Here is a 26,633-nt window from a genome sequence, read left to right as displayed (position 1 = left end):
CGCCGGGCGGCCCCGACGCGATGTCCGATTTCCGCCAGCCCGGTCCTCCGGTCTGGCGGAGACTGGACAGCGTGACACCACAGACAGTCGTGACTCCACAGACAGTCGTGACACCACCGACAGCGCGGACGGCCGAGCATGCGCACGCGCACGACGACGTCCGGTACGAGGCCGTGCGGAGCCGGGACGCCCGGTTCGACGGCGCGTTCTTCTTCGCCGTCGAGACGACCGGCATCTACTGCCGGCCCAGCTGCCCCGCCGTCACACCGAAGCGGCGCAACGTGCGGTTCTTCGCGACGGCCGCCGCCGCGCAGGGCTCGGGTTTCCGGGCCTGCCGGCGGTGCCGCCCCGACGCCGTGCCCGGCTCCGCGGAGTGGAACGTCCGCGCCGACGTCGTCGGCCGGGCCATGCGGCTGATCGGCGACGGCGTCGTCGACCGCGAGGGCGTGGCCGGACTCGCCGTCCGGCTCGGCTACAGCGCCCGCCAGGTGCAGCGGCAGCTCACCGCCGAAGTGGGCGCCGGACCGGTGGCCCTCGCCCGCGCCCAGCGGGCGCACACCGCCCGCGTCCTGTTGCAGACCACCGGCCTGCCGGTCACCGAGATCGCCTTCGCGTCGGGGTTCGCCAGCGTGCGGCAGTTCAACGACACCGTCCGGGCCGTGTACGCGGCCACCCCCAGTGAACTGCGCGCCGCCGCCCCGGCCCGCGACCGGGCCGCCCGGCGCACGGCCACCCCCTCCGCCGGTGTCCCGCTGCGCCTCGCCCACCGCGGCCCCTACCAGCCCGGCCCCGTCTTCGACCTGCTCCAGCGGGAGGCCGTGGCCGGCGTCGAGGAGGTGAGCGGCGGACCCGGGCGCCGCGTCTACCGGCGCACCCTGCGCCTGCCCTACGGCACCGGGATCGTCGCCGTCCAGGAGTGCCCGGGACCGTCCGGCGGCACCGGCACCGGCAGGGGCTGGCTGGAGGCCCGCCTCCACCTCAGCGACCTGCGCGACCTGACCACCTCCGTGCAGCGGCTGCGGCGGCTGTTCGACCTCGACGCCGATCCGTACGCCGTCGACGAGCGGCTCGGCGCCGATCCCCGGCTCGCCCCGCTGGTCGCCGCCCGCCCAGGGCTGCGCTCACCGGGCACCGCCGATCCGGAGGAGTTCGCGGTGCGGGCGCTGGTGGGGCGCGCGGAGGCCGAGCGGCTGGTCCGGCGCTACGGCAAGGTGCTCGACGCGCCCTGCGGCACCCTCACCCACCTCTTCCCCGAACCGGCCGTCCTCGCCGAGGCCGCGCCGGAGGGCACCCCGGGCGCGCTCGCCGCCGCCCTCGCCGACGGCACCGTACGCCTGGACCCGGGCGCCGACCGGGACGGTGCCGAGCGCGCCCTGCTCGCCGTGCCCGGCCTGGACGCCCGTACCGTCGCCGTCGTGCGCACCCGCGCCCTCGGCGACCCGGACGTCGCCCCGCCCGGCCCCGCCGTCCCCGACACCTGGCGCCCCTGGCGCTCGTACGCACTGAACCACCTGCGCGCAGCAGGAGAGTGGGAGCACGACCGATGACGACCATGACGTACTGGTACGAGGTGGACAGCGCCGTCGGGCGGCTGCTCCTCACCGCCGCCCCCGACGGCGCGCTCACCTCCCTGTCCGTGCCCGGCCAGAAGGGCGGCCGGAGCGTCCAGGACGGCTGGCGGCACGACGCCGGGCCCTTCCGGGCGGCCGTGGAGCAGCTCGACGCCTACTTCGGCGGGGAGTCGACCGGTTTCCGGCTGCCGCTGCGCGCCGAGGGCACCGCCTTCCGGGAGCGGGTGTGGGCCGCCCTGGACGAGGTGCCCTACGGGGCGACGACGACGTACGGCGAGATCGCCGCCCGTATCGGGGCCTCGCGACCGGCGGTGCGCGCGGTCGGCGGCGCGATCGGCGCCAACCCGCTGCTGATCCTGCGCCCCTGCCACCGGGTGATCGGCGCCGACGGCTCCCTGACCGGGTACGCGGGCGGGCTGGAACGCAAGACGCGGCTGCTGGCGCTGGAGGGCGCCCCGCTCAGCCGGCCAGCACCGCTCCCAGCCACGCCCCGGTGATCAGCAGGCACGCGAACAGCTCGGTCAGCAGGTCGGTGCCGCCCTGGCGCATCGCCGTCCGCAGCGACGCCATCGCCTCGCCGTGGCGCCCGAGCCGCAGCCGCTCGGCGAGGTAGATGCCGCCCATGAAGCCGGGGATCGCGCCCAGTACGGGCACCAGGACGAAGCCGAGGACGGCGCCCGCGCCCGCGTAGGCCGTCAGCCGGCGCATGGCCTGGTCCCGGCGTCTCCTGCGGGTGGGCAGCGCCCAGCGCACCGCCCGGGACAGCAGCAGCGTGACGGTGGCGCCGACCAGGACCGCCCACGCGAGCGGCCGCGGATCCTTCAGCGCCCACCACAGCACCCCGGCCCACACCAGCCACGCTCCGGGCACGCCGGGCAGCAGGACGCCGCACAGCCCGAGCAAGATGACCAGGCCGGCCAGCAGGAGGTCGCCCGCTCCCATCTGTCCAGGGTGCCGGAGTCCGGCCCGGTCCGCAGAAGTCCGGCCGGTGGGCCGGGCCTCCTCACCGCCTCCTGGCCACCCAGTCCCTCTCGTAGGCGTGCCAGCCCAGCTGGAGCCGGGTGGTGACCCCGGTCAGCTCCATCAGACGCTTCACCCGCCGTTGCACGGTCCGCAGCCCCAGGTCGAGCTGCTTGGCGACGCTCGCGTCGGTCAGTCCGGCGAGCAGCAGGGAGAGGATCTCCAGGTCGGTGCCGTCGGGGGCGTCCGGGCCGTGCTCGGTCACGCCACGGGCGCCCAGACGCAGCGGGAGGGCGTCCCGCCACACGGCCTCGAAGAGCCCCGACAGCAGTTCGAGCAGGCCGCTGGCGTGCACGACCAGCGCGGCGGGCTCCGAGGAGTGCGCGGTGAGCGGCACCAGGGCGAGGGAGCGGTCCGCGACGATCAGCTTGGTCGGCACCCGGTCCACGACCCTGACCTGCTCGTCGCGGCCCAGCGCCGCGGACAGCTCGGTGATGCCGGTCGGCAGGTCGAGGACCGACCGCTCGACCACCACCCGGTAGCGGACACCGCGCCCGGTGGCCTGCTCCTCCGCGTCGTTCTCCATGCCGGTCACGGCCACCGGCTTGTCGGTGACCAGCGCGCACACCTCGTCGCTCGCGCCGAGCTGGAGCTGGACGAAGCGCTGGGCGACGGCGGCGGCGCCGGTCACCACCTCCACCAGGTCGTGCACCGCGGGCTCGGCCGCCGCCGCCCGGTACTCCTCCGCCAGCAGCGCCGCGGCCAGCTCCGCCCGCTCCAGCTCGTGCCGCTGCTGGGTGAGCAGGGCGCCCAGCGCGACACCCGGCGGGGCCGCGACCCAGCGTCCCGGGCGGGCCGAGGACTGGGCGGCGAGCCCGTTCTGCTCCAGGCGGCGCAGCGCGCGCTCGGTGTCCCGCTCGCCGAGCGCCAGCCGCCGCGCCAGATCGGGCAGGTCGGCCGCGCCCACCGACACCAGCGCCCGGTACGCCGCCTCGTGCGTGTCCTTCAGCCCCAGCACTCCCAGCATCAGGCGTCGCCCCTCCCCGAGAACGATGATCACCACCAGCCGCGGGGACGTCCATGGCGGAAAACGGCCACGGCGCAAACCCGCCTTCGGACATCATCGCCGTACCGCCGGTCACTCTGCCAAGGTGGCGTCGCCGAGCGGTCCTCCCGTGGGGGGTGGGGCCGCTCGGCCACCCCACCTCGCAGAAGTGTTCGACGCGCCCCCCGACACGCCGCCCGGCGCACTCCGGTCCGCCCGAATTTCCCGATGCCCCGTTTCCATCCGGCTCCGTCGGTGGACAATCAGGAGCATGAGTCAGCAGGGGGGAAGGCCCACCGGTCCCACTGATCCTGAGGACGACTGGTGGGGGCAGCTGTACGACGACTGCACCGACGACACCGGCCCCACGACCGCACCCGATTCCCTGGACGACCGCTTCGCCTCGGCGTCGGGCACGGTGGCCCGCGGACCGGACCCCGGCACCGGCGCCGCGGCCAGGCGCCCGCTGCCGGACGCCGCCCGGCCCGCACCGGGACAGCCCTGGTGGCCGCGGACCGAACCCCCCGCCGTCCCCGGCCCCCGCACCTCCGCCTCCGCCTCCGCCTCCGACGACGCGGTACCCGACGACGCGGTACCCGACGACGCCTCACCGGCGTCCGCGCGCATACCGGAGACCGAGGACCGCACCCCGCCCGGTGGCGCCCCGTCGCCCCCCGCACACCCGTCGCGGCCCGACGAGGCCCCACCCGGCAGCGCCCCGCCGCGTCCCGCGGACTCGCCCCGGGCCGGGGCCTGGTGGGAGCCGCCGCCCGGGCCGCCGCCCGGGCCGGTGAGCCCTCCGCCCGGGTGGTCCGGCGGTGCGTCGTCGGGGGACGGGTCCTCCGGCCGGGTGCCGGAGGGGGAGCGGTCCGGTGTCGTACCGGAGGCGGCGGTCGGTCGGACGTCCGGAGCGCAGGGGCCGGGGTCCGGTGGGCGGCGCCCGGGTGGCGGCCCGCGAGGGCTGACGACCTCGGGGACCGGGCCCGCCGACCTCAGCGAGCCGCCCGAGGCGGACCCGCCGCCCCGGACCGTCGCCGACCTGCCCCCGCTCCCACCGCCGTTCCTCCCCTCCTCGGACGCCCCCGACGGCGCCGACCGCGACGACTACGTCGGCACCGGACCGCCCACCTACGACTCCGAGCCCACCGCGCTGCCGCCCGCCGATCCCGACGGCCTCGACGGACTGGTCCCGGACACCGTGCTGGAGGGCGCCCGGTACGGGACCTGCACGCTGCGGGCCGTCTCCGTGCGGGGGGACTCCGCGCGTTACCGGGGCGAGCCGCGGCGCGACGCGCTGCTCGTCGCCCGGTTCGGCGCCGGTGAGCAGGCGCTGGTCCTGGTGGCCATGGCGACCGGCGCCCGTGCCACCGCCGGGGCGCACCGGGCGGCGGCCGAGGTGTGCCGGTGGATCGGACGGGCCGTGGGCCGCAGCCACGCCCGCCTCGCCGAGGACCTGCGGGCCGCCCGGCGCGGCGACCTGAAGTCCGGCCTGCACCGCCTCACCGACCGCAGCCTCGGCCGGCTCCGGGCCGGCGCCGCCGAACAGGGCCTCGCCCCGGACGAGTACGCGGCCACCCTGCGCTGCCTGCTGCTGCCCGCCGACCCCGGGTGCCGCACGCGGGTCTTCTTCGGCGTCGGCGCGGGCGGACTGCTCCGGCTGCGCGGCGGCACCTGGCAGGACATGGAGCCGGACGCCGGTGATGTCACCGGCGCGCCCGTCCTCGGCTTCGGTTCCGCACCCCGGGGCGCGTTCGGGGGCCCGCCCGGCGGCACCCGCGACGACGCGCCGAGCCAGACGCCCGAGGGCGACCGGTTCACCATGGACCTCGGCATCACCACCGCCCCGGGCCCCCGCGACGGCCCGCCCGCCGAGCCGCCCCGCGAACCCTTCCGCTTCCGGGCCTCCGTAGCCCGGCCGGGTGATGTGCTCCTGATGTGCACCGCGGGCCTCGCCGAGCCGCTGCTGAGCGAGCCCCGACTGGGCGAACTCCTCGCCCGGCGATGGGCGGGCCGCCCGGCGGCGGGACTCGGGGAGTTCCTCGCGGACACCGGCGTCCGGGTCAAGGGATACGCGGACGACCGCACGGCCGCCGCCGTGTGGGAGGCGTGAGACCGCTCGCTGTGGCATAGCTGGACCCATGGCCAAACAGAACGTCGCGGAACAGTTCGTCGACATCCTCACCCGCGCCGGGGTCGAGCGCCTCTACGGAGTCGTCGGGGACAGCCTCAACCCCATCGTGGACGCCGTGCGCCGCCACTCCGGCATCGAATGGGTGCACGTGCGGCACGAGGAGACCGCCGCCTTCGCCGCCGGGGCGGAGGCCCAGATCACGGGGAAACTGGCGGCGTGCGCCGGTTCCTGCGGCCCCGGCAACCTCCACCTCATCAACGGGCTCTACGACGCCCACCGCTCCATGGCCCCCGTCCTCGCCCTCGCCTCCCAGATCCCCTCCAGCGAGATCGGCCTGGGCTTCTTCCAGGAGACCCACCCCGACCAGCTGTTCCGGGAGTGCAGTCACTACAGCGAGCTGATCTCCAGCCCGAAGCAGATGCCCCGGCTGCTGCAGACCGCCATCCAGCACGCCGTCGGTCAGGGCGGCGTGAGCGTGGTCTCGCTGCCCGGCGACATCGCCGACGAGCCCGCCCCGGAGAAGGCCGCCGAGACGGCGCTCGTCACCTCCCGGCCCACCGTCCGCCCCGGCGACGAGGAGATCGACCGGCTGGTGCGGATGATCGACGACGCCGACAAGGTCACCCTGTTCTGCGGCAGCGGCACCGCCGGCGCGCACGCCGAGGTCATGGAGTTCGCCGGGAAGCTCAAGGCACCGGTCGGCCACGCCCTGCGGGGCAAGGAATTCATCCAGTACGACAATCCGTACGACGTCGGCATGAGCGGGCTGCTCGGTTACGGCGCCGCCTACGAGGCCACCCACGAGTGCGACCTGCTGCTCCTGATCGGCACCGACTTCCCGTACAACGCCTTCCTGCCGGACGACGTGAAGATCGCCCAGATCGACGTGCGGCCCGAGCACCTGGGGCGGCGCTCCAAGCTGGACCTCGCGGTGTGGGGCGACGCACGGGAGACGCTGCGGTGCCTGATCCCGCGGATCAAGGAGAAGAAGAGCCGCCGCTTCCTCGACCGGATGCTGAAGAAGCACGCGGACGCCCTGGAGGGCGTGGTCAAGGCGTACACCCGCAAGGTCGACAAGCACGTGCCGATCCACCCCGAGTACGTGGCCGCGCTGCTGGACGAGATGGCCGACGACGACGCGGTGTTCACCGTCGACACCGGGATGTGCAATGTCTGGGCGGCTCGTTACGTCTCGCCCAACGGGCGCCGCCGCATCATCGGTTCCTTCTCCCACGGTTCGATGGCGAACGCGCTGCCGATGGCGATCGGCGCCCAGTTCACCGACCGGCGCCGGCAGGTCGTGTCGATGTCCGGCGACGGCGGGTTCACCATGCTGATGGGCGACTTCCTCACCCTCGTCCAGCACGATCTGCCGGTGAAGATCGTGCTCTTCAACAACTCCTCCCTCGGCATGGTGGAGTTGGAGATGCTCGTCGCGGGCCTGCCCTCGCACGGCGTGGCCAACAAGAACCCCGACTTCGCCGCCGTCGCCGAGGCGTGCGGAGTCTTCGGCGTACGGGTGGAGAAGCCCAAGGACCTGGCGGGGGCCCTGAAGGCGGCGTTCAAGCACAAGGGCCCCGCCCTCGTCGACGTCGTCACCGATCCCAACGCCCTGTCCATCCCGCCGAAGATCAGCGCCGACATGGTCACCGGCTTCGCCCTGTCCGCCTCGAAGATCGTGTTGGACGGCGGCGTCGGACGCATGCTCCAGATGGCCCGTTCGAACCTGCGCAACGTCCCCCGGCCGTGACCGTACGGACAGCCGGTCCGAAACCGGATGACTGGCGAGGGCCCGAACGGGCAAGGCTTTCCCCGTGAAGATGTTCGACCGGAGCGGGACGGGCCGGAGCGGGACAGACAGGGGGAGACGACATCAGCGCGCCGACGGGGGACATGAAGGAGCAGGCGGTGCCACAGCTCAGGAAGCGGCTCGGCCGGGCGGACCTGCGGGCGGTGCCCGAGGCCCGGCGGGCGCTGCGTGAGCTGCTGCGGCACTGGGGCGAGCCCGGGCAGTCCGAAGTCGCGGAGCTGCTCACCAGCGAGCTGGTCACCAACGCACTCGTGCACACCGAGGAGGGGGCCGTCCTGACCGCGACGGTCGGGCCGCGTGCCCTGCGGGTCGAGGTACGGGACTTCGTGGGCCACGGGCGGCAGCCCCGGCCACGCGCACCCCGGGAGGAGAGCACCAGCGGCAGAGGGCTGGTCCTGGTCGAGTCGCTCGCCGACGACTGGGGCGTCCGGCCGTGCGAGGTGGGCAAGTCGGTCTGGTTCGAACTGGGCGCCGAAACCGGCGCGGAAGCGGCCTGAGGCGCCGGAAACCCGGCGCCTCAGATCATCCGTTCACCGCGTCCACCGCGGGCATCGCGTTCAACGCCTCATGGGGGTCAACGCGTTTCGTCCTAGCCGAACTGCTGCTCCAAGTCCTTGAGCTTGCGCTCCAGGGAGTCCAGGCGGGGCAGGGCCTGGGTGTCGTCCTCCGCGGTGAGGTCGACGGTCTCCACCGTCATCTGCTCAGACCCGCTCCGTACGGGCTGCAGGGAGGGCCGCCGGCCGACCGCGGGCAGTTGCTCCGGGGCCGATATGGCAGGCTCCGCGGTGGCGCGTTCCGAGCCCCGCTCGACCTGCTGCACCTCGACCTCGACCTGACGGCCGCCGCGCCCGGGGAAGCCGCGCTGGCCGTGCCCCCGGCTGATCGCCTTGAGCTGCGCCCGCTCCAGTCGCTCCTGCTCGCGGCGCCGCAGCTTCTTCTCCTCCTTCTGGCGCCGGTCGTCGCGCACCTCCTCGACCGCCTCGTCCAGGCTGCGCACGCCCTCCAGGAGCATCAGCGACCAGGCGCGGTACGTCTCGCGGGGCGCGCGCAGCCAGCGGACCATGCGGATCTGCGGCAGCGGACGCGGCACCAGACCCTGCTCGCGCAGCGCGGCCCGGCGGGTCTGCTTCAGGGCGCGGTCGAACAGCACCGCCGCCGACAGGGACATGCCCGCGAAGAAGTGCGGGGCACCGGCGTGCCCCAGGCCGCGGGGCGCGTGCACCCAGTTGAACCAGGCCGCGGCGAAGGCGAAGGCCCACACCAGTATCCGCGAGCCGAGCGCCGCGTCACCGTGGCTGGCCTCGCGCACCGCGAGGACGGAGCAGAACATCGCCGCACCGTCGAGCCCGAACGGGACCAGGTACTGCCAGCCGCCGCTCAGGCCGAGGTTCTGCTCGCCGAAGCCGACCAGACCGTGGAAGGAGAGCGCCGCGGCGACCGCGGCACAGCAGAAGAGCAGGACGTAGGAGAACGTGCCGTAGAGGGCCTCCTTGCGCCGGCGGCGCTCCTCCATGCGCTCCCACGAGTCGTCCGCGCCCGCGTCCTTCCCCGAGGAACGCTTGCCGCGCGCCAGCACCGCCACCGCCGCCAGCATGCCCAGGAGCAGCACGGCGCCCGGAAGCAGCCAGTTCAGCGATATGTCGGTCAATCTCATCAGGGGTCCCTTGCAGTGGGATAGGGCGTAACGCCCGCCATGGTGGCCCAAACCCGGCGGCCCTCAGGGGGTTTCGAGGCAAGAGGCCGCCAAGGGAGTGCAGAGGGGGTGCCCAGAGCGGCGTTCTGCTCGAACTGCCGCATGATGGGCGGGAGTTGAGTTCGAATAAGACTACCCGTACGAGTGGTTCCACGGAAAGTTCCCGCGACGCGTGGGGAAAGGGTGAAACAACGCGGACGATCTTAACCGACGGTGCGTCAGCCGGCCGTGGCGAGCAGCTTGCCCACGCGGTCCGCGTCGCAGGTGCGCGGGCAGGTGGCGCAGGTGTCCTCGGGGCGCAGGGTGTAGAACATGCAGCAGCTCGCCCGGTCCCGGGTGTGCAGCGGTTCGCCGTCCGGACCCTTCAGTTCGCGGAACGCCGCGCTGCCGACGTACGGCTTGGTCGCGCCCGGCAGCAGCAGCTCCAGCTCGTGCCGCGCCCGCTCCTGTTCGTCGAGCAGATGGGCGACGTACCACAGGCCCTCGACGACCTCGTCGGTCGCCATGCCCCACAGGGCGCGTCCGCGCCGCCGCATCCGGGGGCCGAATCCGGCCAGGACCGGCTCCAGGTGCTCGGCGACCGCGGCCCGCACCTCGGCGCGCAGGGCCTCCTCGTCGGCGACCACCCGGGCACCGGGCAGATCGGCGGCGGGGTCGCCGGGCAGGCAGGCGAACGAGGCGGCGCGCACGGCCATCCGGCCGAGGGGGAGTCCGGCGGCCGTGCGGTCGTAGGCCACGTGGGCCGCGGGGTGGCGGGGCACCCGTCGGTGCAGGAACCACGGCACGGTGATCAGCAGACAGGCCGGCCACGCGTACCGGTGCAGGCCGAAGCTCGCGATCACGTCCGGCCGGGCCCGCTGTCCGTAGTCCCGCAGCACCTGGGCCTCGTCCCAGGCGAGGAAGGCCGCCAGCTCCGGCCCGCCCGCGGCGAGCGCGGCGGCCGTGACCCAGCCCTCGCCGTCCGGCACCCCGTCGGCCGCGGACAGTTCGGTGACGCCCAGCCCGGGGAGGACCTCGGACAGGCGTGCGTAGGCGTCCGTGAAGGCCGTGCGGGCGACAGGCATGCGGGACCACCGATCCACGTCGGGACAACGGGCAGCTTAGAGGTAAGCCTTACCTTACCCAAGATGCTTGGGATTTGAACTGACGGCCCCTGCGCTTATGGTGCTTGACGGACAGGTGACAACCCGCCGCAATGACCTCAAGTACCGACACGTCCCGCAGGAGGACCCGTGAAGCACAGCGCGCAGGGCGCCGCAGGAACGGGTACGCGTACGGCCGCGGCGGCCGAAGCGGTACGGGTCCCGGCGCAGCCCGAAGCGGCGGACGTGTCCCGGGGCCGGAACGACCGCGGCCGGACGCCCGGCGCCGGACGTCCGGCCGACGGGGCGCGCGGCGAGCACACCCACGGCGAACCGCCCGCGCCGGGTTCGTCCGGACCCGGTCCCTTCGCCGTCTCCCGCCCTCGGGCCCTCGTCCAGCGCTCCTCGGTGCGCGGACAGATCCTCGACGCCCTGCGCTCCGCGCTGGTCACCGGTGAGCTGCGGCCCGGGGAGGTGTACTCGGCGCCCGTGCTCGGCGAGCGGTTCGGCGTCTCGGCCACGCCGGTACGGGAGGCCATGCAGCAGCTCGCTCTGGAGGGCGCCGTCGAGGTCGTCCCCAACCGAGGCTTCCGCGTCGTCGAACGCGGCGACCGCGAGCTGGCCGAGCTGGCCGAGGTCCGGGCCCTGATCGAGGCCCCGGTGTGGCTCCGCCTCGCCCGTACGGTGACCGCCGAGCGCTGGGCGGAGCTGCGTCCCCTCGCCGAGGCCACGGTCCGGGCCGCGTCCTCCGGCTGTCCGGCCTCCTACGCCGAGGCCGACCGCGCCTTCCACCGCGCCGTGCTCGCGCTGGCCGGCAACGAACAGCTCGTCCGGATCGCGGGCGACGTGCACCGCCGCGCCCAGTGGCCCCCGTCCGGCTCGCCCTCCGTGCGCGGCCGGGCCGACCTGGTCACCGACGCACACCAGCACACCGCACTCCTGGACGCGCTGATCGCCGGCGACGCGGCCGCGGTGCGGGCTCTGGTGGGGGACCACTTCACGAGCACCCTCTGAACCGGGGCCCCGGCGCGGGGCCTCAGCGCGACGTTACGCTCCCCTGCGCGGGCCCCCCGCTGCCCGAGGCCACACGCGCCTGGGCCGGCCGCTCTCGCGGGCCCGCCCGCCCCGCGGGGACGCCCGGCGGCTCGGTCCCCCGCCGCCTTGCGGCCCAACCGGCGCCCGACCGCCTGCCGTCGCGGGGCTCCCCGCAGGGCGGGGCTGTCCGTACGGCAGGGCTGTACACGGGCGCCGCTGGGGCGCTCGCACGGCGGGGCCGTCCCGCCGGGCTGGGGTGTCTGCCCGGGCGGGATCGGCTGTCGTTACGAGGTGGTCTGCCCGGCGGGTTCGCCTCGCGGGTGGCGTCGCCTGCCGCCTCGCCGCCCATTCGGCCCGATCGCCCGGGGCTCCCCGCCCGGCGGGGCAGTACGGACGACGGGGCTGTGCGCCCGGCTGGGGCGCTCGCACGGCGGGGCCGTCCCGCCGGGCTGGGGTGTCTGCCCGGGCGGGATCGGCTGCCGTCGCGAGGTGGCCCGCCCCGAGGGTTGACTGCGCGGGGAGGGGGAGCCTGTCGTCGGGGTCGCCCGGAGGGGCGAGCACCTGACGGCGCGGGGGCGCCCGTTCCTACGGCACCTCCTGCCGTTCCGTGCGGCTCGTGGCCGGCTGTTTCCCGGGGCGGGCCGGCCTCGCCGTGCCGTGGTTCCTGGCGCCTCCGCGGCGGGCGGGGCGGGAGCCGGTGTCGCGGCCGTGTAGTGCGATGGCCAGGGGGGAGGCGGTGAAGACCGACGAGTACGTGCCGACTGCCACGCCGATCAGCAGCGCGAGCGCGAAGTCGGTGAGCGAGTCGTCGGCCAGGACCGCCAGCGAGGCGAGGATAAGTACCGCGCCCATGCCCGTGTTGACCGTGCGCGGCAGGGTCTGCAGGATCGCGTCGTTGGTGAGCCGGTCGAACGGCGCCCTGCGTTCCTTGCCCAGCAGCTCCCGGACGCGGTCGAAGAGGACCACCGAGTCGTTGACCGAGTAGCCGATCACGGTCAGCAGCGCGGCCAGGAACACCCCGTCGATCGGCTTGCCCAGCCAGGCGAACACCCCCGCCAGGATGACGACGTCGTGGGCCAGCGCACCGACCGCCGCGGTGCCGAACAGCAGGCGGAACCTGACCGCGAGGTACGCCAGCTGGGCGGCCAGCGCCAGACCGAGGGCGATCAGGGCGTCCCGGCGCAGTTCCTCGCCGAGGCTCGGGCCGATCAGCTCGTCGCGGACCTGCTCAGTCTCGCCGCCCAGCTCGGCGACGGCCTTCGTGACGGTCGCCGCCTCGGCGTCGGTCAGCTCCTCCGTGCGCACCGTGAGGTCGCCGTCCCCCGAGGACTGGACGACGGCGCGCGGGAAGCCCGCGTCGGCGAGGGCGTCGCGGGCCCGGTCGGGATCGACCTGGGTGGCGGTGGAGTACTCGATGAGCCGCCCGCCGGTGAACTCGATGCCGAAGTTCAGGCCCCGCACCAGGATGCCGGAGCCCGCCACCACGAGGACGACCAGCGAGGCCGCCAGCCAGCGGCGCGGCCGGCGCATCAGGAACGGGTCGCGGCGCAGCAGCGCGTCCCGGACCGGACCGGTGGAGGAGATACCGGTGATGCGGGGACGGCGGAAGACCGCCGGACGGCTCGCGGCGAACTCGGCTAGCACCCGCGTGATGACCAGGGCGCTGACCATCGACGCCAGCACACCGATGCCGAGGGTGACACCGAAGCCCTTCACCGGGCCGGACGCCAGGAAGAACAGCAGGGCGGCGGCGATCAGCGTGGTGATGTTGGAGTCGGCGATCGCGCTGAAGGCGCTGCGGAAACCGGCGGTCAGCGCCGACCGTGTGCTCGGGCGCGTACGGGCCGCCTGTTCCTCGCGGGCCCGCTCGAAGACGAGGACGTTGGCGTCCACCGCCATGCCGATCGCCAGCACGAAGCCCGCGAGACCCGGCAGGGTCAGGGTCGCGCCGACCGCGGCCAGGGCGGCGTAGGAGATCAGGCCGTAGCAGAGCAGGGCCACCGTCGCCAGGGCGCCCATCAGCCGGTAGACGACGATGATGAACAGCGCGGTCAGCGCGGTGCCGATGACGGCGGCCCAGGCACCGGCCGAGATGGCCTCGTCGCCCAGGGTGGCGCCGATGGTGCGCTGCTCGATGGTCTCGACCGGCACCGGCAGCGCGCCGCCCTTGATCAGCAGGGCCAGTTCGCGGGCCTCGGCGTCGTCGAAGGAGCCGGTGATCTGGGTGGAGCCGCCGGTGATGCCCGCCCCGCAGGACACGGAGGGGTCGACCTGCGGCGAAGAGATGATCTTGTCGTCGAGCACGATGGCGACCCGGCGCTCGGGATCACCGGCCGGGTGGCAGGCCGCCTCGCCCGTCACCCGGGCCCAGCGGTCGCTGCCGGCGTCCTTGAAGTCGACGGTGACGTGCCAGCCCGCGCCGTTCTGCTGGTCGAAGCGGGCGTCGGCGCCCTTGACGTCCTGCCCGGTGAGCGTGGCGGCCTTCAGCCGCAGGGACTGCCCGGACTCGTCGGGCAGCACCCGCTCGCCTTCGGCACCGGACGCCTTCTCCTCCGTGCCCCCGGCTCCCTCCCCGGCGCTCTCCGCCGCGCCGAGCACCGAGTGGACGGTGAGCTGCGCGGTGCGGCCCAGTACGTCGGCGGCCTTCCTCGGGTCCTGTACGCCCGGCAGTTCGACGACGACACGGTTCTCGCCGGAGCGGACGATGGTCGGCTCGGCGACACCGAGGGCGTCGATGCGGCCGCGCAGCACCTCCACCGTGCGGTCGGTGGCCGCCCGGTCGGCCTTGGCGGTGTCGGTGGACTTGGTCTCCAGCACGATCTGGGTGCCGCCGCGCAGATCGAGGCCGAGGCGGACCGGCATGGTCAGGGCGATGGCCACGGACGCGGCCATCACGGCGAGCGCGAGGAGCGCACGGACGTTCAGGGAACGGGAACGGGAACGGGAGCGGGACCGCGAACGGGCGCGGGAAGGGGGACGGGAGCGTGTCAACACGGGCCTCCGGCGGGCACGCCGCGGCGGCGGCCGAGCGCGGCCGCGGCGGAAGAAGATGACAGGGGTCGGGTGTGCGTCTCAGTCGCCGGAGGAGACGGGCGGCGCCCGGCCGCTGTCGTGACGTGTGCGGCCGGGGGAGACCGGCACCGGACCGGGTGCCGCCGAGGTGTGTGCGCGGGCCCCGGGCGCGGCGCCCGCGGCGTGCGCTGCGGTGGCCGCGGGCTGGTCGGGAGCCGCCGGACGCTCGCCCGGCTGGTCGTGCCGGGCCCGGGGCTGGGCGGCGCAGACCGGCGTGCAGCCGTCGTCCGCGTGGAGATCGAGGGCCGGGTGGGGAACGGCCGTGGCGGCGGCTGCCACGAGGGGGCCGCCGGGGCCCACCTGGGCGCCGGCCGCGGGCCAGGCCGGGACCAGGGGCAGCAGAACGGTCAGCAGCACCGTGAGCACCGTCGCGAGGCGGTGGCGCATGCGCCGTTCCCTTCCGTGGTGGGTGAGCGGGCCGGGGGAGGGGCCCGTGGCTCCGGCCGGGGAGTGGGCGGCCAGGGCCACGGGCGGTTCGGGGCGGGGGGCGGTTCGGGGCGGAGGACCGTCAGGGCTCGATGAGCCCGGCACGGATGGCGTACCGGGTCAGCTCCAGGCGGTCGCGCAGGCCGAGCTTCTGCAGCAGGTTCGCCCGGTGCCGCTGGACGGTCTTGATGCTGATGAAGAGGATCTCGGCGATCTCCTTCGAGGAGTGGCCCTCGGCGACGAGCTTGAGGACCTCCTCCTCGCGCGGCGTGAGGATGTGGTCGGAGGTCTCCTCGCCGTGCCGCACCCGGTCGAGGTAGTTGCGGATGAGCGCCGTCACCGCGCCCGGGTACAGGAAGGGCTCGTCGCGCATCGCGGCCCGGCAGGCGGCGACCAGGTCCCGGTCGGCGACCGACTTGAGCACGTATCCGCAGGCGCCGGACTTCAGCGCCTGGAACAGGTACTGCTCGTTGTCGTGCATCGTCAGCATCAGGATGCGCAGCCCCGGTTTCAGCGCGGCCAGTTCGCGGGCCGCCTGGAGACCGGTGAGGCGGGGCATCGCGATGTCCAGGACCGCGAGGTCGGCCTCGTGGGCCCGCGCCATGTCGATGGCCTCCGCGCCGTCCCCGGCCTCGGCCACCACTTCCAGGTCAGGCTCCCGGTCGAGGATGAGCCGCACACCCCGGCGCACCAGCGCGTGGTCGTCGGCGAGCAGGATGCGGATCTTCGCGGGGGCGGACGCCGGGTCCGGGCCGGGCGCGGGCATCGCGGACCGGCCGTACGCCGACCGGCCGTACGCCGACGCCGCGGACACCTCGGACGAGGACGGCGCGGACGGGGACGGCGACGGCACGGAGGACCGCGACGGCTCGGACAGGGACGGGTCGGACATGGTCGGGGCTACTTCCTGGGAAGGGGTGCGGTGAGCCGGATGCGGGTGCCGGAGCCGGGTGCCGACGTGATGTCGAGGGCGGCCCCTATGAGCAGGGCCCGCTCCCGCATGCCGCGGATGCCGGCGCCCTCGTGCGCCGACTCGATGCCGCGGCCGTCGTCGGCGATGGTGAGCGTCACCGCGCCGTCGGCACGGGCCAGACCCACTTCCAGCCGCTCGGCGTCCGCGTGGCGGGCGGCGTTGGTCAGGCTCTCCTGCGCCACCCGGTAGAGGACCAGTTCGGTCTCGTGGTCCAGGACCGGCAGGTCGGCGTCGAAACGGCGCACCACCCGCAGACCGGTGTGGGTGGCGAAGTCGTGCGTGAGCGAGGACAGCGCGCTGATCAGACCGAGGTCGTCCAGGACGCCGGGCCGCAGCCGGCGCACCAGACGGCGCACCTCGTCCAGGCTCTCCCGGGTGATCTCCTGCGCCTGGTGCAGCTCCTCGCGCAGCGGCTCGTGGGCGTCGTCCGCCGCCCGCCCCAGGACCAGCAGGATCGCGGTCATGCTCTGCCCGACCTCGTCGTGCAGCTCCTGCGCGATACGGCGCCGCTCCGCCTCCTGGGCGAGCAGGACGCGGGCACTGCTGGTGGCCCGCTCGTTCTCCAGGCGGTCCAGCATGGCGTTGAACGTGCGGATCAGCTCCGGCACCTCACCGCCGCCGGACACCGGCAGCCGCTGGCCGGGGCGCAACAGGTCGACGGTGGTCATCAGCCGGGTGAGCCGCTCCAGCGGTGCCAGGCCCCAACGCAGCAGGGCGCCGTTGGCCACCAGCATGACGCCCATGCCGACCACGAGGACGACGGCCTCGGTCAGCAGGATCGGCACGGAGACGGTCACCGGAGCCCACAGCAGCAGCGCCGTGGCGAAGCCCAGCACCACCGCGTTGAGCCCGAAGATCCGCCAGAACAGGGACACCGGGGGTACGCCTCCTTCGGCGACGTGTCGATTCGGTACGCCTCTACTGTCGGTCATCGCGCACCCTCGGTGGGAGCTGCGGCCCAGGTAGCGACCGAGCAAGCGACCAGCGTGCCCCTCCCGGGCCCCTCCGGTCGATGGGGCCCGACCCCCATTTCCGGCTCGCCGCACACCCATACGGCCGCACCCGCGCACCACCGAGTGGATCCCGCGCCCCCGGGCAAATGGGTCCTGCGCCCGATGGGTTTCCCCGGGCGGTCCGGCCAGGGTTGACGACGACCGGGCCCGATCGGCCCGGCGCTCGGCATATCCGCACCGCCTTCCGAGAAAAGGACCACCCACCGTGTCGCTCGACGCCTCCCGCATCGAACCCCGCCCCGAGCGGCTGCCCGCTCACGAGGCGCGCCAGCGCCTCGAACACGCCCGCAGCACCCGCGTCACCCAGCTGCGCGCCCTCGACGAGAGCGGCCAGGCGGACGACCAGCTGATGTCCGCGCAGAAGGCCGCGATCGAACGGGTGCTCAAGGAGATCGACGAGGCCTTCGCCCGGGTCGAGAACGGCACCTACGGCGCCTGCCTCGGCTGCGGCAAGCCCGTCCCGGGGGAGCGCCTGGAGATCCTCCCCTACACGCGGTACTGCGTCGCCTGCCAGCGCCGCGCCGCGACCTGACCGGCGCTCCCCGCCTTCCTCCCCGGCCCTCCCTCCAGAACCGTCCCTCCCGCCCTGCTTAAGGGGTGAAGTGGTGAATCATCAGATCATCGGCGACCGCGGCACGCGTCCGTCGCCCCTGTCGCCCGAGGACCTCGCCGCGCTCCGGGACAACCTCCGCGAGCAGCGGCTGTTCCGCGAGGACCAGCTGCGGCAGATCGCCGCGGCCCCGGCCCGCACCGACGAGCCGCCGCTGCACCAGCGGTCCGCCGCGCAGACCGAGGTCCGGGTCAAACTGGCGGCCTCCGCGCGCATGGTCCTCGCCGACGTGGAAGCGGCGCTCGACCGCATCGCCGAGGGCCGCTACGGCCGGTGTCAGCTGTGCCGGCACGCCATCGACCGCGACCGCCTGATGATCGTGCCGCAGGCCCGCTACTGCGCCCGCTGCCAGCAGGTCCGGGAGGCCGGACGATGACCCTGCTCCGGCAGCCCCGCGCCGCCCTGTCCCGGCACCGTCCCTGGCCGCTGTGCCGGCAGTGCAGCGGTGTCGCCCTGGACATGGGCAGCGCCCGCACCCGCGCCTGGATCGCCGGTCGGGGGATGATCCTCGACGTGCCGACGGTGACCTTCCCCGGCGCGGGCGCGGTGTACCCCATCCAGCGCGGCGCCATCGTCGACACCCAGGGCACGGCCCGGATGCTCGACCGGCTGCTGGGGCACCGGCTGCCCCGCTTCGCCCGTCCGGTGGTCGTGGTGACCGCGCCGGTGCTGGACGGCCCGGCCTACCGGACGCGGGCCCGCGCGGCCGTCCAGGTGCTGCGCCCGCGCCGTGTGCTGACCGTGCCGAGCGCGCGGGCGGTGGCCCTCGCGGCGGGCGCCGACCTGTCCCGGCCGCTGCTGGTGATGGACATCGGTGCCCACCTCACCGAGGTGGTGCTCCTGGTGGACGGTGCCGTCTTCGACGCCCGCCGCACCGCGCTGGGCACCGGGGACATCGACGACACGGCCCCGTCCGAGCGGATCGGCGAGGCGCTGGCCGACATGACGACCTCCATGCTGCGGCAGGACGGCACGTCCCTCGCGGTCGACGCGCTCGCCCGGGGGCCGCTGCTGGCCGGCGGGGGCGCGCTGCGCCCCGAGATCACCTGCCGGCTCGCCGACCGGCTGCACGTGCCGCTGCGCGCGGTACCGGCACCGCACACGGCGGCCGTACGCGGCGCCGCAAAGCTCCTGGAAGCCGCGCGCACCCACCCGTCGACCACCGGCACGGACCCACCGGACGGCCACCCGCACTGATCCGGTGCCGACCACCGGCCGGGCGGAGGGGCACGTTCGCCCCGCCGTCGCGCATGCCGGTGCCGCGCCGCGACCGGGGGCAGCGTTCGGCGTCCCCCCTCCGTACGGCCGGCGTCCGCCCCGGCGCCAGCCGTACCCCGCGCCCACCTCGCACCCCCGTCCCCACCCCACCCCACTCCCCCCGCAGTCCCGTCCGTCCCATCCGCCGCCGCCGCCGTTCCCGGCGTCGGCGGCGGCCGATCCGGCTGCCCCGAGCCAGGAAGGAGGCCCCCCGTGGCCGGCGAGATTCCGCAGGCCCAGCCGCCACCCGCCGTTCCCGAACCCGAGCCGGACCGCGTACCGCACCCGTACCTCCTGCTGTGGCGGTGGCGGCGGAACCCGTTGCGGCGGTCGAGCGACCGGCTGGCGGCGTGGATGTCGCTCGGGCTGGTGCTCGCCGTGCTGGTGGCGGCGCCGGCGGCGATGTTCGGGGTCGGCGACAGCGCCTACCGGCACTACCGGAGCACCGCCGAGGACGAGGCGCACGGCCGGGACCAGCGTCCCGCGGTCCTGACCCACGACGCCCCGCGCCACCCCGAGCCGGGGTCCGAGGAGGCGAAGAAGGCCCGCTATGCCGCCCCGGTCCGCTTCACCGGCCCCGACGGAGTGAGCAGAACCGGGACGACCGAGGTGGAACCGGGCCTGCCGACCGGCAGCACCGTCCTGGTCTGGGTCGACGACGAGGGCCGGATCACCGAGCCGCCGCTGACCGCGGAGCAGATCCGCAGCCGCACCATGGGCTGGGCGATCCTCGCCTTCCTGGGCGTCGTCCTCACCGGCCTCGCGGCGCACGCCGCCACCGGCCTGGTGCTGCACCGGCGCAACCTCGCCCAGTGGGACGCGGCCTGGGCCAACACGGCCCCGCGCTGGAGCACACACCCCTGACGCCCGAACGGGCGCGGGTCGCTCACGCCGTCGCCGCGCCCGCCGCGGGCGGCGCCAACTGCCGTGCCAGCCACGTCGGTACGCCGCCCAGCAGCCGGAACAGCCGCCGCGCCTCCTCCCGCAGCCGGGACGCCTCCGGCTCCGACTCGGCGTCCGCGAGCGAGGCCAGCGCAGGGGCCGTACCGACGAGGTACCCCAGCTCCTCGCGGATGCGCAGCGACTCGGCGAACCCGTGCCGCGCCTCCGCCAGCTCCCCTTCCCGCAGGGCGAGCCCGGCCAGATGCCGCCAGGTGAAGGACTGGAGCAGCGGGTCGGCGTGCGCGGTGGCGCCGGCGTGGGCCCGCCGGTACGCCGCGCGGGCGGCCTGCGGGGAGCGGGTCAGGTTCTCCGCGAGCAGCCCGCGCCGGAAGTCGAGCAGGGCCCGCCCGCCGGCCCCCGGCGCGATCAGCGCCGCCGCCCGGCCCAGCGCGGCCCGCGCCTCGTCGGCCCGGTCCCGCACCCCGTGCACCGTGGCGGCGTAGGCGAGCTGACCCCGTTCACAGGCGGCGGCCCCGCGTTCGTCGTCGGTGTGCGCCAAGGCCTCCGCGGTGCGCAGCGCGTCCTCGGCCTCGGCCCAGCCCTGCTCCGTGTACAGGCACCGCTCCACCAGCAGCGCGGTCCGCTGCAAGGCGGTGTCCGCGGTGACCGGCTCCAGCAGGGCGGCCGCGTCGGACCAGCAGCCGCGCGAGCGCAACCGCCATACCGCGGTCTGGAGCGGATCGTCACCTTCGGTCGTTCCCCAGCCAGAACCAGCCATGGCGGAATGCGCCACGTCGCCCTCCCCTTAGCACGCCATCGAGCTCTCGAGTGGTGGCCGCATCTCAGCATGGATCCGGCGGCCCGGCCAAGGGGATGGGTGAAAGAATTCACAAAGTCGTGGACTTCGTGCCGTCGAGGTTTGGGAGCGCGCCGGGCCCGCCCGGGGCCGGTGCGCGCCCCGGGCCTCAGCTCATCCGCAGGGCCAGGAAGAAGTCCAGCTTGTCCTCCAGGCGCGACAGGTCACGCCCCGTCAACTGCTCGATCCGCCCGACGCGGTAGCGCAGCGTGTTGACGTGCAGGTGCAGCCGGTTCGCACAGCGCGTCCAGGAGCCGTCGCTGTCGAGGAACGCCTCCAGCGTCGGGATCAGCTCGGCGCGGTGGCGCCGGTCGTAGTCCCGCAGCGGATCGAGCAGCCGGGCGGTGAAGGCGCGCCGCACGTCGTCGGGGACGAAGGGCAGCAGCAGCACGTGCGAGGCCAGCTCCTGGTGGCCGGCCGCGCAGACCCGGCCGGGGCGTGCCGCGGCGACCCGGCGCGCGTGCCGGGCCTCCTCCAGCGCCCCGCGCAGCCCCTCCGCCGAGTGCACGGCCGCGCTGACGCCGAGCGTGACCCGCCCGTCGCCGTCCAGTCCCGCCGACAGCGGCTCCCGCACGGACGCCAGCAGCGCCTCCGCGAGGACCCCGGCCTCGCTGCCGTCGTGCTCCGTGGAGACCGCCGGCAGGGGTACGAGGGCGACGGCCTCCCCGCCGGTGTGCGCCACGGCGATGCGGTCCGACTGCTCGGGCCCGGTGGCGTGCGGGTCGACGAGGATCTCCTCCAGCAGGGTCTGCGCGACCCGGCCGGTCTGCTCGTCGCCGTCCTCCCACTCCACCCGGGCCACCACGACCTGCCAGTGCGGTGCCGCCCCCAGGCCGGGCAGCAGCACCGGTGCCGCCACCCGCAGGCGGGCCGCGATCTCGGCCGGCGCGGCGCCCGTCTGCACCAGTTCCAGGACCTCCTGGGCCAGCCGCCGCCGCACCGTGCGGGCCGCGTCCCGCCGGTCCCGCTCGACCGCGATCAGCTGGGTGACGCCGTACAGCAGGTCGCGGCGCTCCTCGGCCCAGTCCCCGGCGTCCGCCTCGACCACCAGCAGCCAGTCGGACAGCACCGTCTCGCGCAGGTCCCGCCCCCCGCCCGCGCCCTGCGGGGCACGCGCCCCCGGGGGCGTCACCGGGGGCTGCCCCCGGCCGCGGACCGGGAAGAGGCTGTACGTCGTGGAGCCCACGGCCACCCGGTGCGGCGCACGTCGGCCCGTGCGGGTGGCCGCGAGGTGCTCGGCCGCCAGCTCGGCGCAGACCTCGGCGGACAGCGCGGGCTCCGCGTCCTTCGGCCCGGCGACCTGGCGTCCGGTGGGGGAGAGCACCCAGGCCCGCAGGTCGAGGTCGGAGCCGAGCAGGTCCAGGACCACGTCGGGGCCGCCGCCCGCCGGTCCCGAGGTCATCATCCGGCGGTGCCGGTCCACCACGGCCGCCAGGTCCCCCGCCCGCTCGCCGGAGACCTGGCGCACGACATGCTCGGTGATCGTCGCGAAGGCCACCGACTCGTGCACCGCGAACAGCGGCAGCCGGTGCCGTGCGCACGCCACCACCAGGTCCTCCGGCACCTCCCCCAGCTCCGCCTCACCGGCGGCCAGCGCGGCCACCTGGGCCTGCACCAGGAGACGGACGAACGGCTCGGAGTCGGCGGCGTCCCGGCGCCAGGCCAGGCCGGTGAGCACCAGCTCGCCGCCCGAGAGGTAGCGGCTGGGGTCGCGCAGGTCGGTGGTCATCACGCCCCGCACCGTGCGGTCCAGCTCGTCCCCGCCGCCGAGCAGCTTGAGGCCCAGCGCGTCGGTGTCCAGCAGTGCGCGCAGCCGCATTCTCGTCGCCGCCGTTCTTTGTCTCGAAGTGTTCCAGGTCACGCGGCTGTGTCGCCCGATTCCAGAGGAGAACAGGGAGGCAGTTGAGTACCTCCGTTCATACGAATCTACAAGATGCCCGCCCTGGCCAGCCAACTCCTTCATGGTTTCTGCGACTGACCCTGGTGGAGCACACGACGGTGTACTGAGGCCGTTCCACGTGAACAGCACATGAACGAGCCGGACACCCGGCACCCGGGACCGGCTCGATCTCCACGCCCACCGCACGCAGAAACACCACCGCACGCAGACACCCCCGCACGCAGACACCACGGCACGCGGAAACCGCCGCACGCAGACGAGGAGGAGAGCCGGTCATGGACTTCCTTCGCCCCGCCGACTGGGAGGAGGCGCTCGCCGCGAAGGCCGAGCACCCCACCGCCGTGCCGATCGCGGGCGGCACCGACGTGATGGTCGAGATCAACTTCGGTCACCGCAGGCCCGAGTACCTCATGGACCTGGGCCGCGTCGGCGACCTGGCCGAGTGGGAGGTCGGGGAGGACTGCGTACGGCTCGGTGCCGCTGTGCCCTACACCCGGATCATGGAGCACCTGAGCGCCGAACTGCCGGGTCTCGCCCTCGCCTCGCACACCGTCGCCTCCCCGCAGATCCGCAACCGCGGCGGCGTGGGCGGGAACCTCGGCACCGCCTCCCCGGCCGGCGACGCCCACCCGGCGCTGCTCGCCGCCGGCGCCGAGGTCGAGGCCGCATCGGTGCGCGGCGTGCGCCGCATCCCGATCGACGCGTTCTACACCGGCGTGAAGCGCAACGCGCTGGAGCCCGACGAGCTGATCCGCGCCGTGCACGTGGCGAAGGCCGACGGACCGCAGCAGTTCTCCAAGGTCGGCACCCGCAACGCCATGGTCATCGCCGTGTGCGCCTTCGGCCTCGCCCTGCACCCCGCCACCCGCACCGTCCGCACCGGCATCGGCTCGGCGGCGCCCACCCCGGTCCGGGCGGGGGCCGCCGAGGAGTTCCTGAACGCGGTGCTGGAGGAGGGCGGCCTCTGGGAGAACGGGAAGATCGTCACCCCGTCCGCCGTCAAGCGGTTCGCGGAGCTGTGCGCCGCCGCCTGCGACCCGATCGACGACGTCCGGGGCACCGCCGACTACCGCCGCCACGCGGTCGGCGTGATGGCCCGCCGGACGTTCACCTGGACCTGGGAGTCGTACCGCGGCGCCCGCCGCACCACGGAAGGAGCCGTGTGATGCGCGTCAACCTCACCGTCAACGGACGTCCGCAGCAGGCCGACGACGTGTGGGAGGGCGAGTCCCTGCTGTACGTGCTGCGCGAGCGGATGGGCCTGCCGGGCTCCAAGAACGCCTGCGAACAGGGCGAGTGCGGCTCCTGCACGGTCCGCCTGGACGGGGTGCCGGTGTGCTCCTGCCTGGTCGCGGCCGGACAGGCCGAGGGCCGCGAGGTCGTCACGGTCGAGGGCCTGGCGGAGTTCGCCCGGCGACGCGCCGAGGGCGGCGCCGCCCCCGGTGCCCGCGCCGGGCAGAGCGCCTCGCTGGACGCGGCACGGCGGTGGCAGGCCGGCGGGACCGACTCGCAGACCGGCGAGCACATCGAACTGGCGCCGATCCAGCAGGCGTTCATCGACGCCGGCGCCGTCCAGTGCGGCTTCTGCACCCCCGGACTGCTGGTCGCCGCCGACGAGATGCTGGAGCGCCACCCGGACCCGAGCGACGAGGACGTCCGCGAGGCGCTGTCGGGCAACCTGTGCCGCTGCACCGGCTACGAGACGATCATGGACGCGGTCCGCCTGGCCGCGGCCCGCCGGTCCGAGGAGGCCCGAGCATGACCGCGGTCGGCGCACCCACCGGCATCTCCCAGGGCTCCCGGACCAGGGGCGGCGTCGGCGAGTCCACGCTGCGCCCGGACGGCGTCCTCAAGGTCACCGGCGCGTTCGCGTACGCGTCCGACATGTGGCACGAGGACATGCTCTGGGGCCAGATCCTGCGCTCCACCGTCGCGCACGCCGAGATCGTCTCCGTCGACACGAGCGAGGCGCTGGCCACGCCGGGCGTGTACGCCGTCATGACGTACGACGACCTGCCGACCGGCGTGCGCCACTACGGACTGGAGATCCGGGACACCCCGGTCCTCGCCCACGGCAAGGTCCGCCACCACGGCGAGCCGGTCGCGATCGTCGCCGCCGACCACCCGGAGACCGCGCGCCGCGCCGCCGCCAGGATCACGGTGGAGTACCGGGAGCTGCCCCTGGTCACCGACGAGGCCTCCGCCACCGCTCCCGGCGCGGTCCTGGTCCACGAGCACCGCACCGACCACCACGCGGCGCACGTCCCCCACCCCAACATCGTGCACCGCCAGCCGATCGTGCGCGGCGACGCCGACGCGGCCGCCGGACGCGCCGACGTGATCGTCACGGGCGACTACTCCTTCGGCATGCAGGACCAGGCCTTCCTCGGCCCCGAGTCCGGACTCGCCGTGCCCGGCGAGGACGGCGGCGTCGACCTCTACATCGCCACCCAGTGGCTCCACTCCGACCTGCGCCAGATCGCCCCCGTGCTCGGCCTGCCCGAGGACAGGGTGCGGATGACGCTGTCCGGCGTCGGCGGTGCCTTCGGCGGGCGCGAGGACCTGTCGATGCAGATCCACGCCTGCCTGCTGGCGCTGCGCACCGGCAAGCCGGTCAAGATGGTCTACAACCGCTTCGAGTCCTTCTTCGGCCACGTGCACCGCCACCCGGCCCGGCTCCACTACGAGCACGGTGCCACCCGTGACGGCCGGCTCACCCACGTGAGGTGCCGCATCGTCCTGGACGGCGGCGCCTACGCCTCGGCCTCCCCGGCGGTCGTCGGCAACGCCGCCTCGCTGTCGGTCGGGCCGTACGTGTGCGACGACGTGGACATCGAGGCCCTCGCGCTCTACTCCAACAACCCGCCGTGCGGCGCCATGCGGGGCTTCGGCGCGGTGCAGGCGTGTTTCGCCTACGAGGCGCAGATGGACAAGGTGGCGCGGGAACTGGGCCTGGACCCGGTGGAGTTCCGCCGGATCAACGCCATGGAGCAGGGCACGCTCATGCCGACCGGCCAGAGCGTCGACTCCCCGGCACCGGTCGCCGAACTCCTGCGCCGCATCAAGGCGATGCCGATGCCGCCGGAGCGCCAGTGGGAGTCCAGCGAGGGCGCCGACGTACGGCAGTTGCCCGGGGGTCTGTCCAACACCACGCACGGCGAGGGCGTCGTACGGGGCGTCGGCTACGCGGTCGGCATCAAGAACGTCGGCTTCTCCGAGGGCTTCGACGACTACTCCACCGCCCGGGTCCGCCTGGAGGCCGCCGGCGGCCGGCCCGTCGTCACCGTGCACACGGCGATGGCGGAGGTCGGCCAGGGCGGCGTCACCGTCCACGCGCAGATCGCCCGCACCGAGCTGGGCGTCACCCAGGTCACCATCGAGCCCGCCGACACACGGGTGGGCTCGGCCGGATCCACCTCGGCCTCCCGGCAGACCTACGTCACCGGCGGCGCCGTGAAGCACGCCTGCGAGCAGGTCCGCGAGCGGGTCCTGGACATCGGCCGCCGCCGGTTCGGCTCCCACCACCCCGCCTGGGCCGGCGCCGGACTCCTCCTGGAGGGCGGCAAGGTCGTCACCGACGGCGGTGAGGTCCTCGCCGATCTCGTGGACGTCCTGGAGGACGAGGTGATCGAGGTCGAACGGGAGTGGCGGCACCGGCCGACCGAACCTTTCGACCCGCGCACCGGCCAGGGCAACGGGCACGTCCAGTACTCCTTCGCCGCGCACCGCGCCGTCGTCGAGGTCGACACCGAACTGGGCCTGGTCAAGGTGGTCGAGCTGGCCTGCGCCCAGGACGTCGGCAAGGCCCTGAACCCGCTCTCCGTGATCGGCCAGATCCAGGGCGGCACCGTCCAGGGCCTGGGCATCGCGCTGATGGAGGAGGTCGTCGTCGACCCCGTGACCGCCGAGGTCAAGAACCCGTCCTTCACCGACTACCTGCTCCCCACGATCCTCGACACGCCGGCCCTACCGGTCGACGTGCTCGAACTCGCCGACGACCACGCGCCCTACGGGCTGCGCGGCGTCGGCGAGGCCCCCACCCTGTCGTCCACCCTGGCGGTCCTCGCGGCCGTCCGGGACGCGACCGGGCTGGCGCTCGACCGCACGCCGGTACGGCCGGAACACCTCACCGGTACGGCGTGACACCGCCGTGGCGGGCCATCGTGCCGCCCCCGGGGCCCTGAAGGCCTGGGGGACCCCCAGCGGCACGGGTGGGCGCCACGGCACCCCGGCACCGGACGACGGCCGCACTCGCGGCCGCGGAACTCCGGCGTCGGTCCACCCCAAGGTGCAGTACCGGGCCGTCCCCCGAGCTGA

General features: G+C 74.7%; 23 protein-coding genes. 13 read left to right on the top strand and 10 right to left on the bottom strand.

Features of this window, described 5'->3' with window-relative positions; translation table 11 throughout:
* Positions 1-107 precede the first annotated feature (107 nt).
* Together IE94_RS0105580 and IE94_RS0105575 are read left to right on the top strand one after the other, a co-directional pair.
* Positions 108-1,547: a DNA-3-methyladenine glycosylase 2 family protein gene (locus tag IE94_RS0105580; protein ID WP_030179034.1), complete on the top strand. Its 1,440-nt coding sequence runs from the start codon at positions 108-110 to the stop codon at positions 1,545-1,547.
* On the top strand, positions 1,544-2,068 hold the full coding sequence (locus tag IE94_RS0105575) for a methylated-DNA--[protein]-cysteine S-methyltransferase (RefSeq protein WP_030179032.1): 525 nt from the start codon (positions 1,544-1,546) through the stop codon (positions 2,066-2,068). The genes IE94_RS0105580 and IE94_RS0105575 overlap by 4 nt, the downstream gene beginning before the upstream one ends.
* Here IE94_RS0105575 and IE94_RS0105570 read toward each other — a convergent pair.
* Positions 2,031-2,513 (bottom strand): DUF456 domain-containing protein, encoded by a 483-nt coding sequence (locus IE94_RS0105570; protein WP_030179027.1) that lies wholly within the window; start codon positions 2,511-2,513, stop codon positions 2,031-2,033. The genes IE94_RS0105575 and IE94_RS0105570 overlap by 38 nt on opposite strands.
* 61 nt (positions 2,514-2,574) lie before the next feature.
* On the bottom strand, positions 2,575-3,558 hold the full coding sequence (locus IE94_RS0105565; protein WP_030179026.1) for a helix-turn-helix transcriptional regulator: 984 nt from the start codon (positions 3,556-3,558) through the stop codon (positions 2,575-2,577).
* 289 nt (positions 3,559-3,847) lie between these two features.
* Between IE94_RS0105565 and IE94_RS0105560 the strand changes: the two genes are divergently transcribed.
* The 3 genes from IE94_RS0105560 to IE94_RS0105550 all read left to right on the top strand — a co-directional run bounded on the left by IE94_RS0105560 (position 3,848) and on the right by IE94_RS0105550 (position 8,014).
* Positions 3,848-5,686 (top strand): protein phosphatase 2C domain-containing protein, encoded by a 1,839-nt coding sequence (locus tag IE94_RS0105560; protein WP_030179024.1) that lies wholly within the window; start codon positions 3,848-3,850, stop codon positions 5,684-5,686.
* A gap of 28 nt (positions 5,687-5,714) precedes the next feature.
* Positions 5,715-7,457 (top strand): pyruvate dehydrogenase, encoded by a 1,743-nt coding sequence (locus tag IE94_RS0105555; RefSeq protein ID WP_030179022.1) that lies wholly within the window; start codon positions 5,715-5,717, stop codon positions 7,455-7,457.
* A 143-nt stretch (positions 7,458-7,600) separates the two neighbouring features.
* Positions 7,601-8,014: an ATP-binding protein gene (locus tag IE94_RS0105550; protein WP_030179020.1), complete on the top strand. Its 414-nt coding sequence runs from the start codon at positions 7,601-7,603 to the stop codon at positions 8,012-8,014.
* A gap of 92 nt (positions 8,015-8,106) precedes the next feature.
* Here IE94_RS0105550 and IE94_RS0105545 read toward each other — a convergent pair whose 3' ends face one another.
* The gene (locus IE94_RS0105545; protein ID WP_030179018.1) at positions 8,107-9,171 is read right to left on the bottom strand and encodes a DUF2637 domain-containing protein; all 1,065 of its coding nucleotides are present in this window, start codon (positions 9,169-9,171) and stop codon (positions 8,107-8,109) included.
* A gap of 257 nt (positions 9,172-9,428) precedes the next feature.
* Entirely contained in the window at positions 9,429-10,274 is an 846-nt protein-coding gene (locus IE94_RS0105540; protein ID WP_030179016.1) for a (2Fe-2S)-binding protein, read from the bottom strand.
* Between the two features lie 168 nt (positions 10,275-10,442).
* On the opposite strand from IE94_RS0105540, the gene IE94_RS0105535 reads away from it, so the two are divergent.
* Positions 10,443-11,306 carry a GntR family transcriptional regulator gene (locus IE94_RS0105535; protein ID WP_030179014.1) on the top strand — a complete coding sequence of 288 codons (864 nt, stop codon included), beginning with the start codon at positions 10,443-10,445 and terminating at the stop codon, positions 11,304-11,306.
* Between the two features lie 606 nt (positions 11,307-11,912).
* Here IE94_RS0105535 and secD read toward each other — a convergent pair.
* The 4 genes from secD to IE94_RS0105510 all read right to left on the bottom strand — a co-directional run bounded on the left by secD (position 11,913) and on the right by IE94_RS0105510 (position 16,673).
* Positions 11,913-14,318: a protein translocase subunit SecD gene (gene secD / locus IE94_RS0105530; protein WP_030179011.1), complete on the bottom strand. Its 2,406-nt coding sequence runs from the start codon at positions 14,316-14,318 to the stop codon at positions 11,913-11,915.
* 81 nt (positions 14,319-14,399) lie between these two features.
* Complete coding sequence (locus IE94_RS35225; protein WP_030179008.1) at positions 14,400-14,786, bottom strand: hypothetical protein; 387 nt, start codon at positions 14,784-14,786, stop codon at positions 14,400-14,402.
* A 121-nt stretch (positions 14,787-14,907) separates the two neighbouring features.
* Positions 14,908-15,717, bottom strand: coding sequence for a response regulator (locus tag IE94_RS0105520; protein WP_425337952.1), 810 nt, complete (start codon positions 15,715-15,717; stop codon positions 14,908-14,910).
* Between the two features lie 8 nt (positions 15,718-15,725).
* Positions 15,726-16,673: a HAMP domain-containing sensor histidine kinase gene (locus IE94_RS0105510; protein WP_030178994.1), complete on the bottom strand. Its 948-nt coding sequence runs from the start codon at positions 16,671-16,673 to the stop codon at positions 15,726-15,728.
* 343 nt (positions 16,674-17,016) lie between these two features.
* Here IE94_RS0105510 and IE94_RS0105505 point away from each other — a divergent pair, with 343 nt between their 5' ends.
* From IE94_RS0105505 to IE94_RS0105490, 4 genes are all read left to right on the top strand, one after another.
* Positions 17,017-17,343: a TraR/DksA C4-type zinc finger protein gene (locus tag IE94_RS0105505; protein WP_030178992.1), complete on the top strand. Its 327-nt coding sequence runs from the start codon at positions 17,017-17,019 to the stop codon at positions 17,341-17,343.
* A gap of 70 nt (positions 17,344-17,413) precedes the next feature.
* Positions 17,414-17,797 carry a TraR/DksA family transcriptional regulator gene (locus tag IE94_RS0105500; protein ID WP_030178989.1) on the top strand — a complete coding sequence of 128 codons (384 nt, stop codon included), beginning with the start codon at positions 17,414-17,416 and terminating at the stop codon, positions 17,795-17,797.
* The gene (locus IE94_RS0105495) at positions 17,794-18,618 is read left to right on the top strand and encodes a rod shape-determining protein (RefSeq protein ID WP_030178987.1); all 825 of its coding nucleotides are present in this window, start codon (positions 17,794-17,796) and stop codon (positions 18,616-18,618) included. The genes IE94_RS0105500 and IE94_RS0105495 overlap by 4 nt, the downstream gene beginning before the upstream one ends.
* A 273-nt stretch (positions 18,619-18,891) precedes the next feature.
* Complete coding sequence (locus tag IE94_RS0105490) at positions 18,892-19,542, top strand: Rv1733c family protein (RefSeq protein ID WP_030178986.1); 651 nt, start codon at positions 18,892-18,894, stop codon at positions 19,540-19,542.
* A gap of 22 nt (positions 19,543-19,564) precedes the next feature.
* Here IE94_RS0105490 and IE94_RS0105485 read toward each other — a convergent pair whose 3' ends face one another.
* A complete protein-coding gene (locus IE94_RS0105485; protein WP_030178984.1) occupies positions 19,565-20,353 on the bottom strand; it encodes a hypothetical protein in 789 nt (262 codons plus the stop codon).
* A 172-nt stretch (positions 20,354-20,525) separates the two neighbouring features.
* A complete protein-coding gene (locus tag IE94_RS0105480) occupies positions 20,526-22,235 on the bottom strand; it encodes a PucR family transcriptional regulator (RefSeq protein ID WP_030178982.1) in 1,710 nt (569 codons plus the stop codon).
* A gap of 356 nt (positions 22,236-22,591) precedes the next feature.
* Here IE94_RS0105480 and IE94_RS0105475 point away from each other — a divergent pair, with 356 nt between their 5' ends.
* The 3 genes from IE94_RS0105475 to IE94_RS0105465 are packed head-to-tail and all read left to right on the top strand — an operon-like array spanning position 22,592 to position 26,459.
* Positions 22,592-23,482, top strand: a complete 891-nt coding sequence (locus IE94_RS0105475; RefSeq protein WP_030178979.1) for an FAD binding domain-containing protein — start codon at positions 22,592-22,594, stop codon at positions 23,480-23,482.
* Positions 23,482-24,078, top strand: coding sequence for a (2Fe-2S)-binding protein (locus IE94_RS0105470; protein WP_030178977.1), 597 nt, complete (start codon positions 23,482-23,484; stop codon positions 24,076-24,078). Before IE94_RS0105475 ends, IE94_RS0105470 begins: the two co-directional genes overlap by 1 nt.
* On the top strand, positions 24,075-26,459 hold the full coding sequence (locus IE94_RS0105465; RefSeq protein ID WP_030178975.1) for a xanthine dehydrogenase family protein molybdopterin-binding subunit: 2,385 nt from the start codon (positions 24,075-24,077) through the stop codon (positions 26,457-26,459). The genes IE94_RS0105470 and IE94_RS0105465 overlap by 4 nt, the downstream gene beginning before the upstream one ends.
* The last annotated feature ends 174 nt before the right edge of the window (positions 26,460-26,633 follow it).

It is taken from the genome of Streptomyces violaceorubidus, from assembly GCF_000717995.1.
Lineage (GTDB): Bacteria > Actinomycetota > Actinomycetes > Streptomycetales > Streptomycetaceae > Streptomyces > Streptomyces violaceorubidus.
Note: the sequence above shows the minus strand (reverse complement) of the source record. Positions and strands in the feature narration are given on the sequence as shown.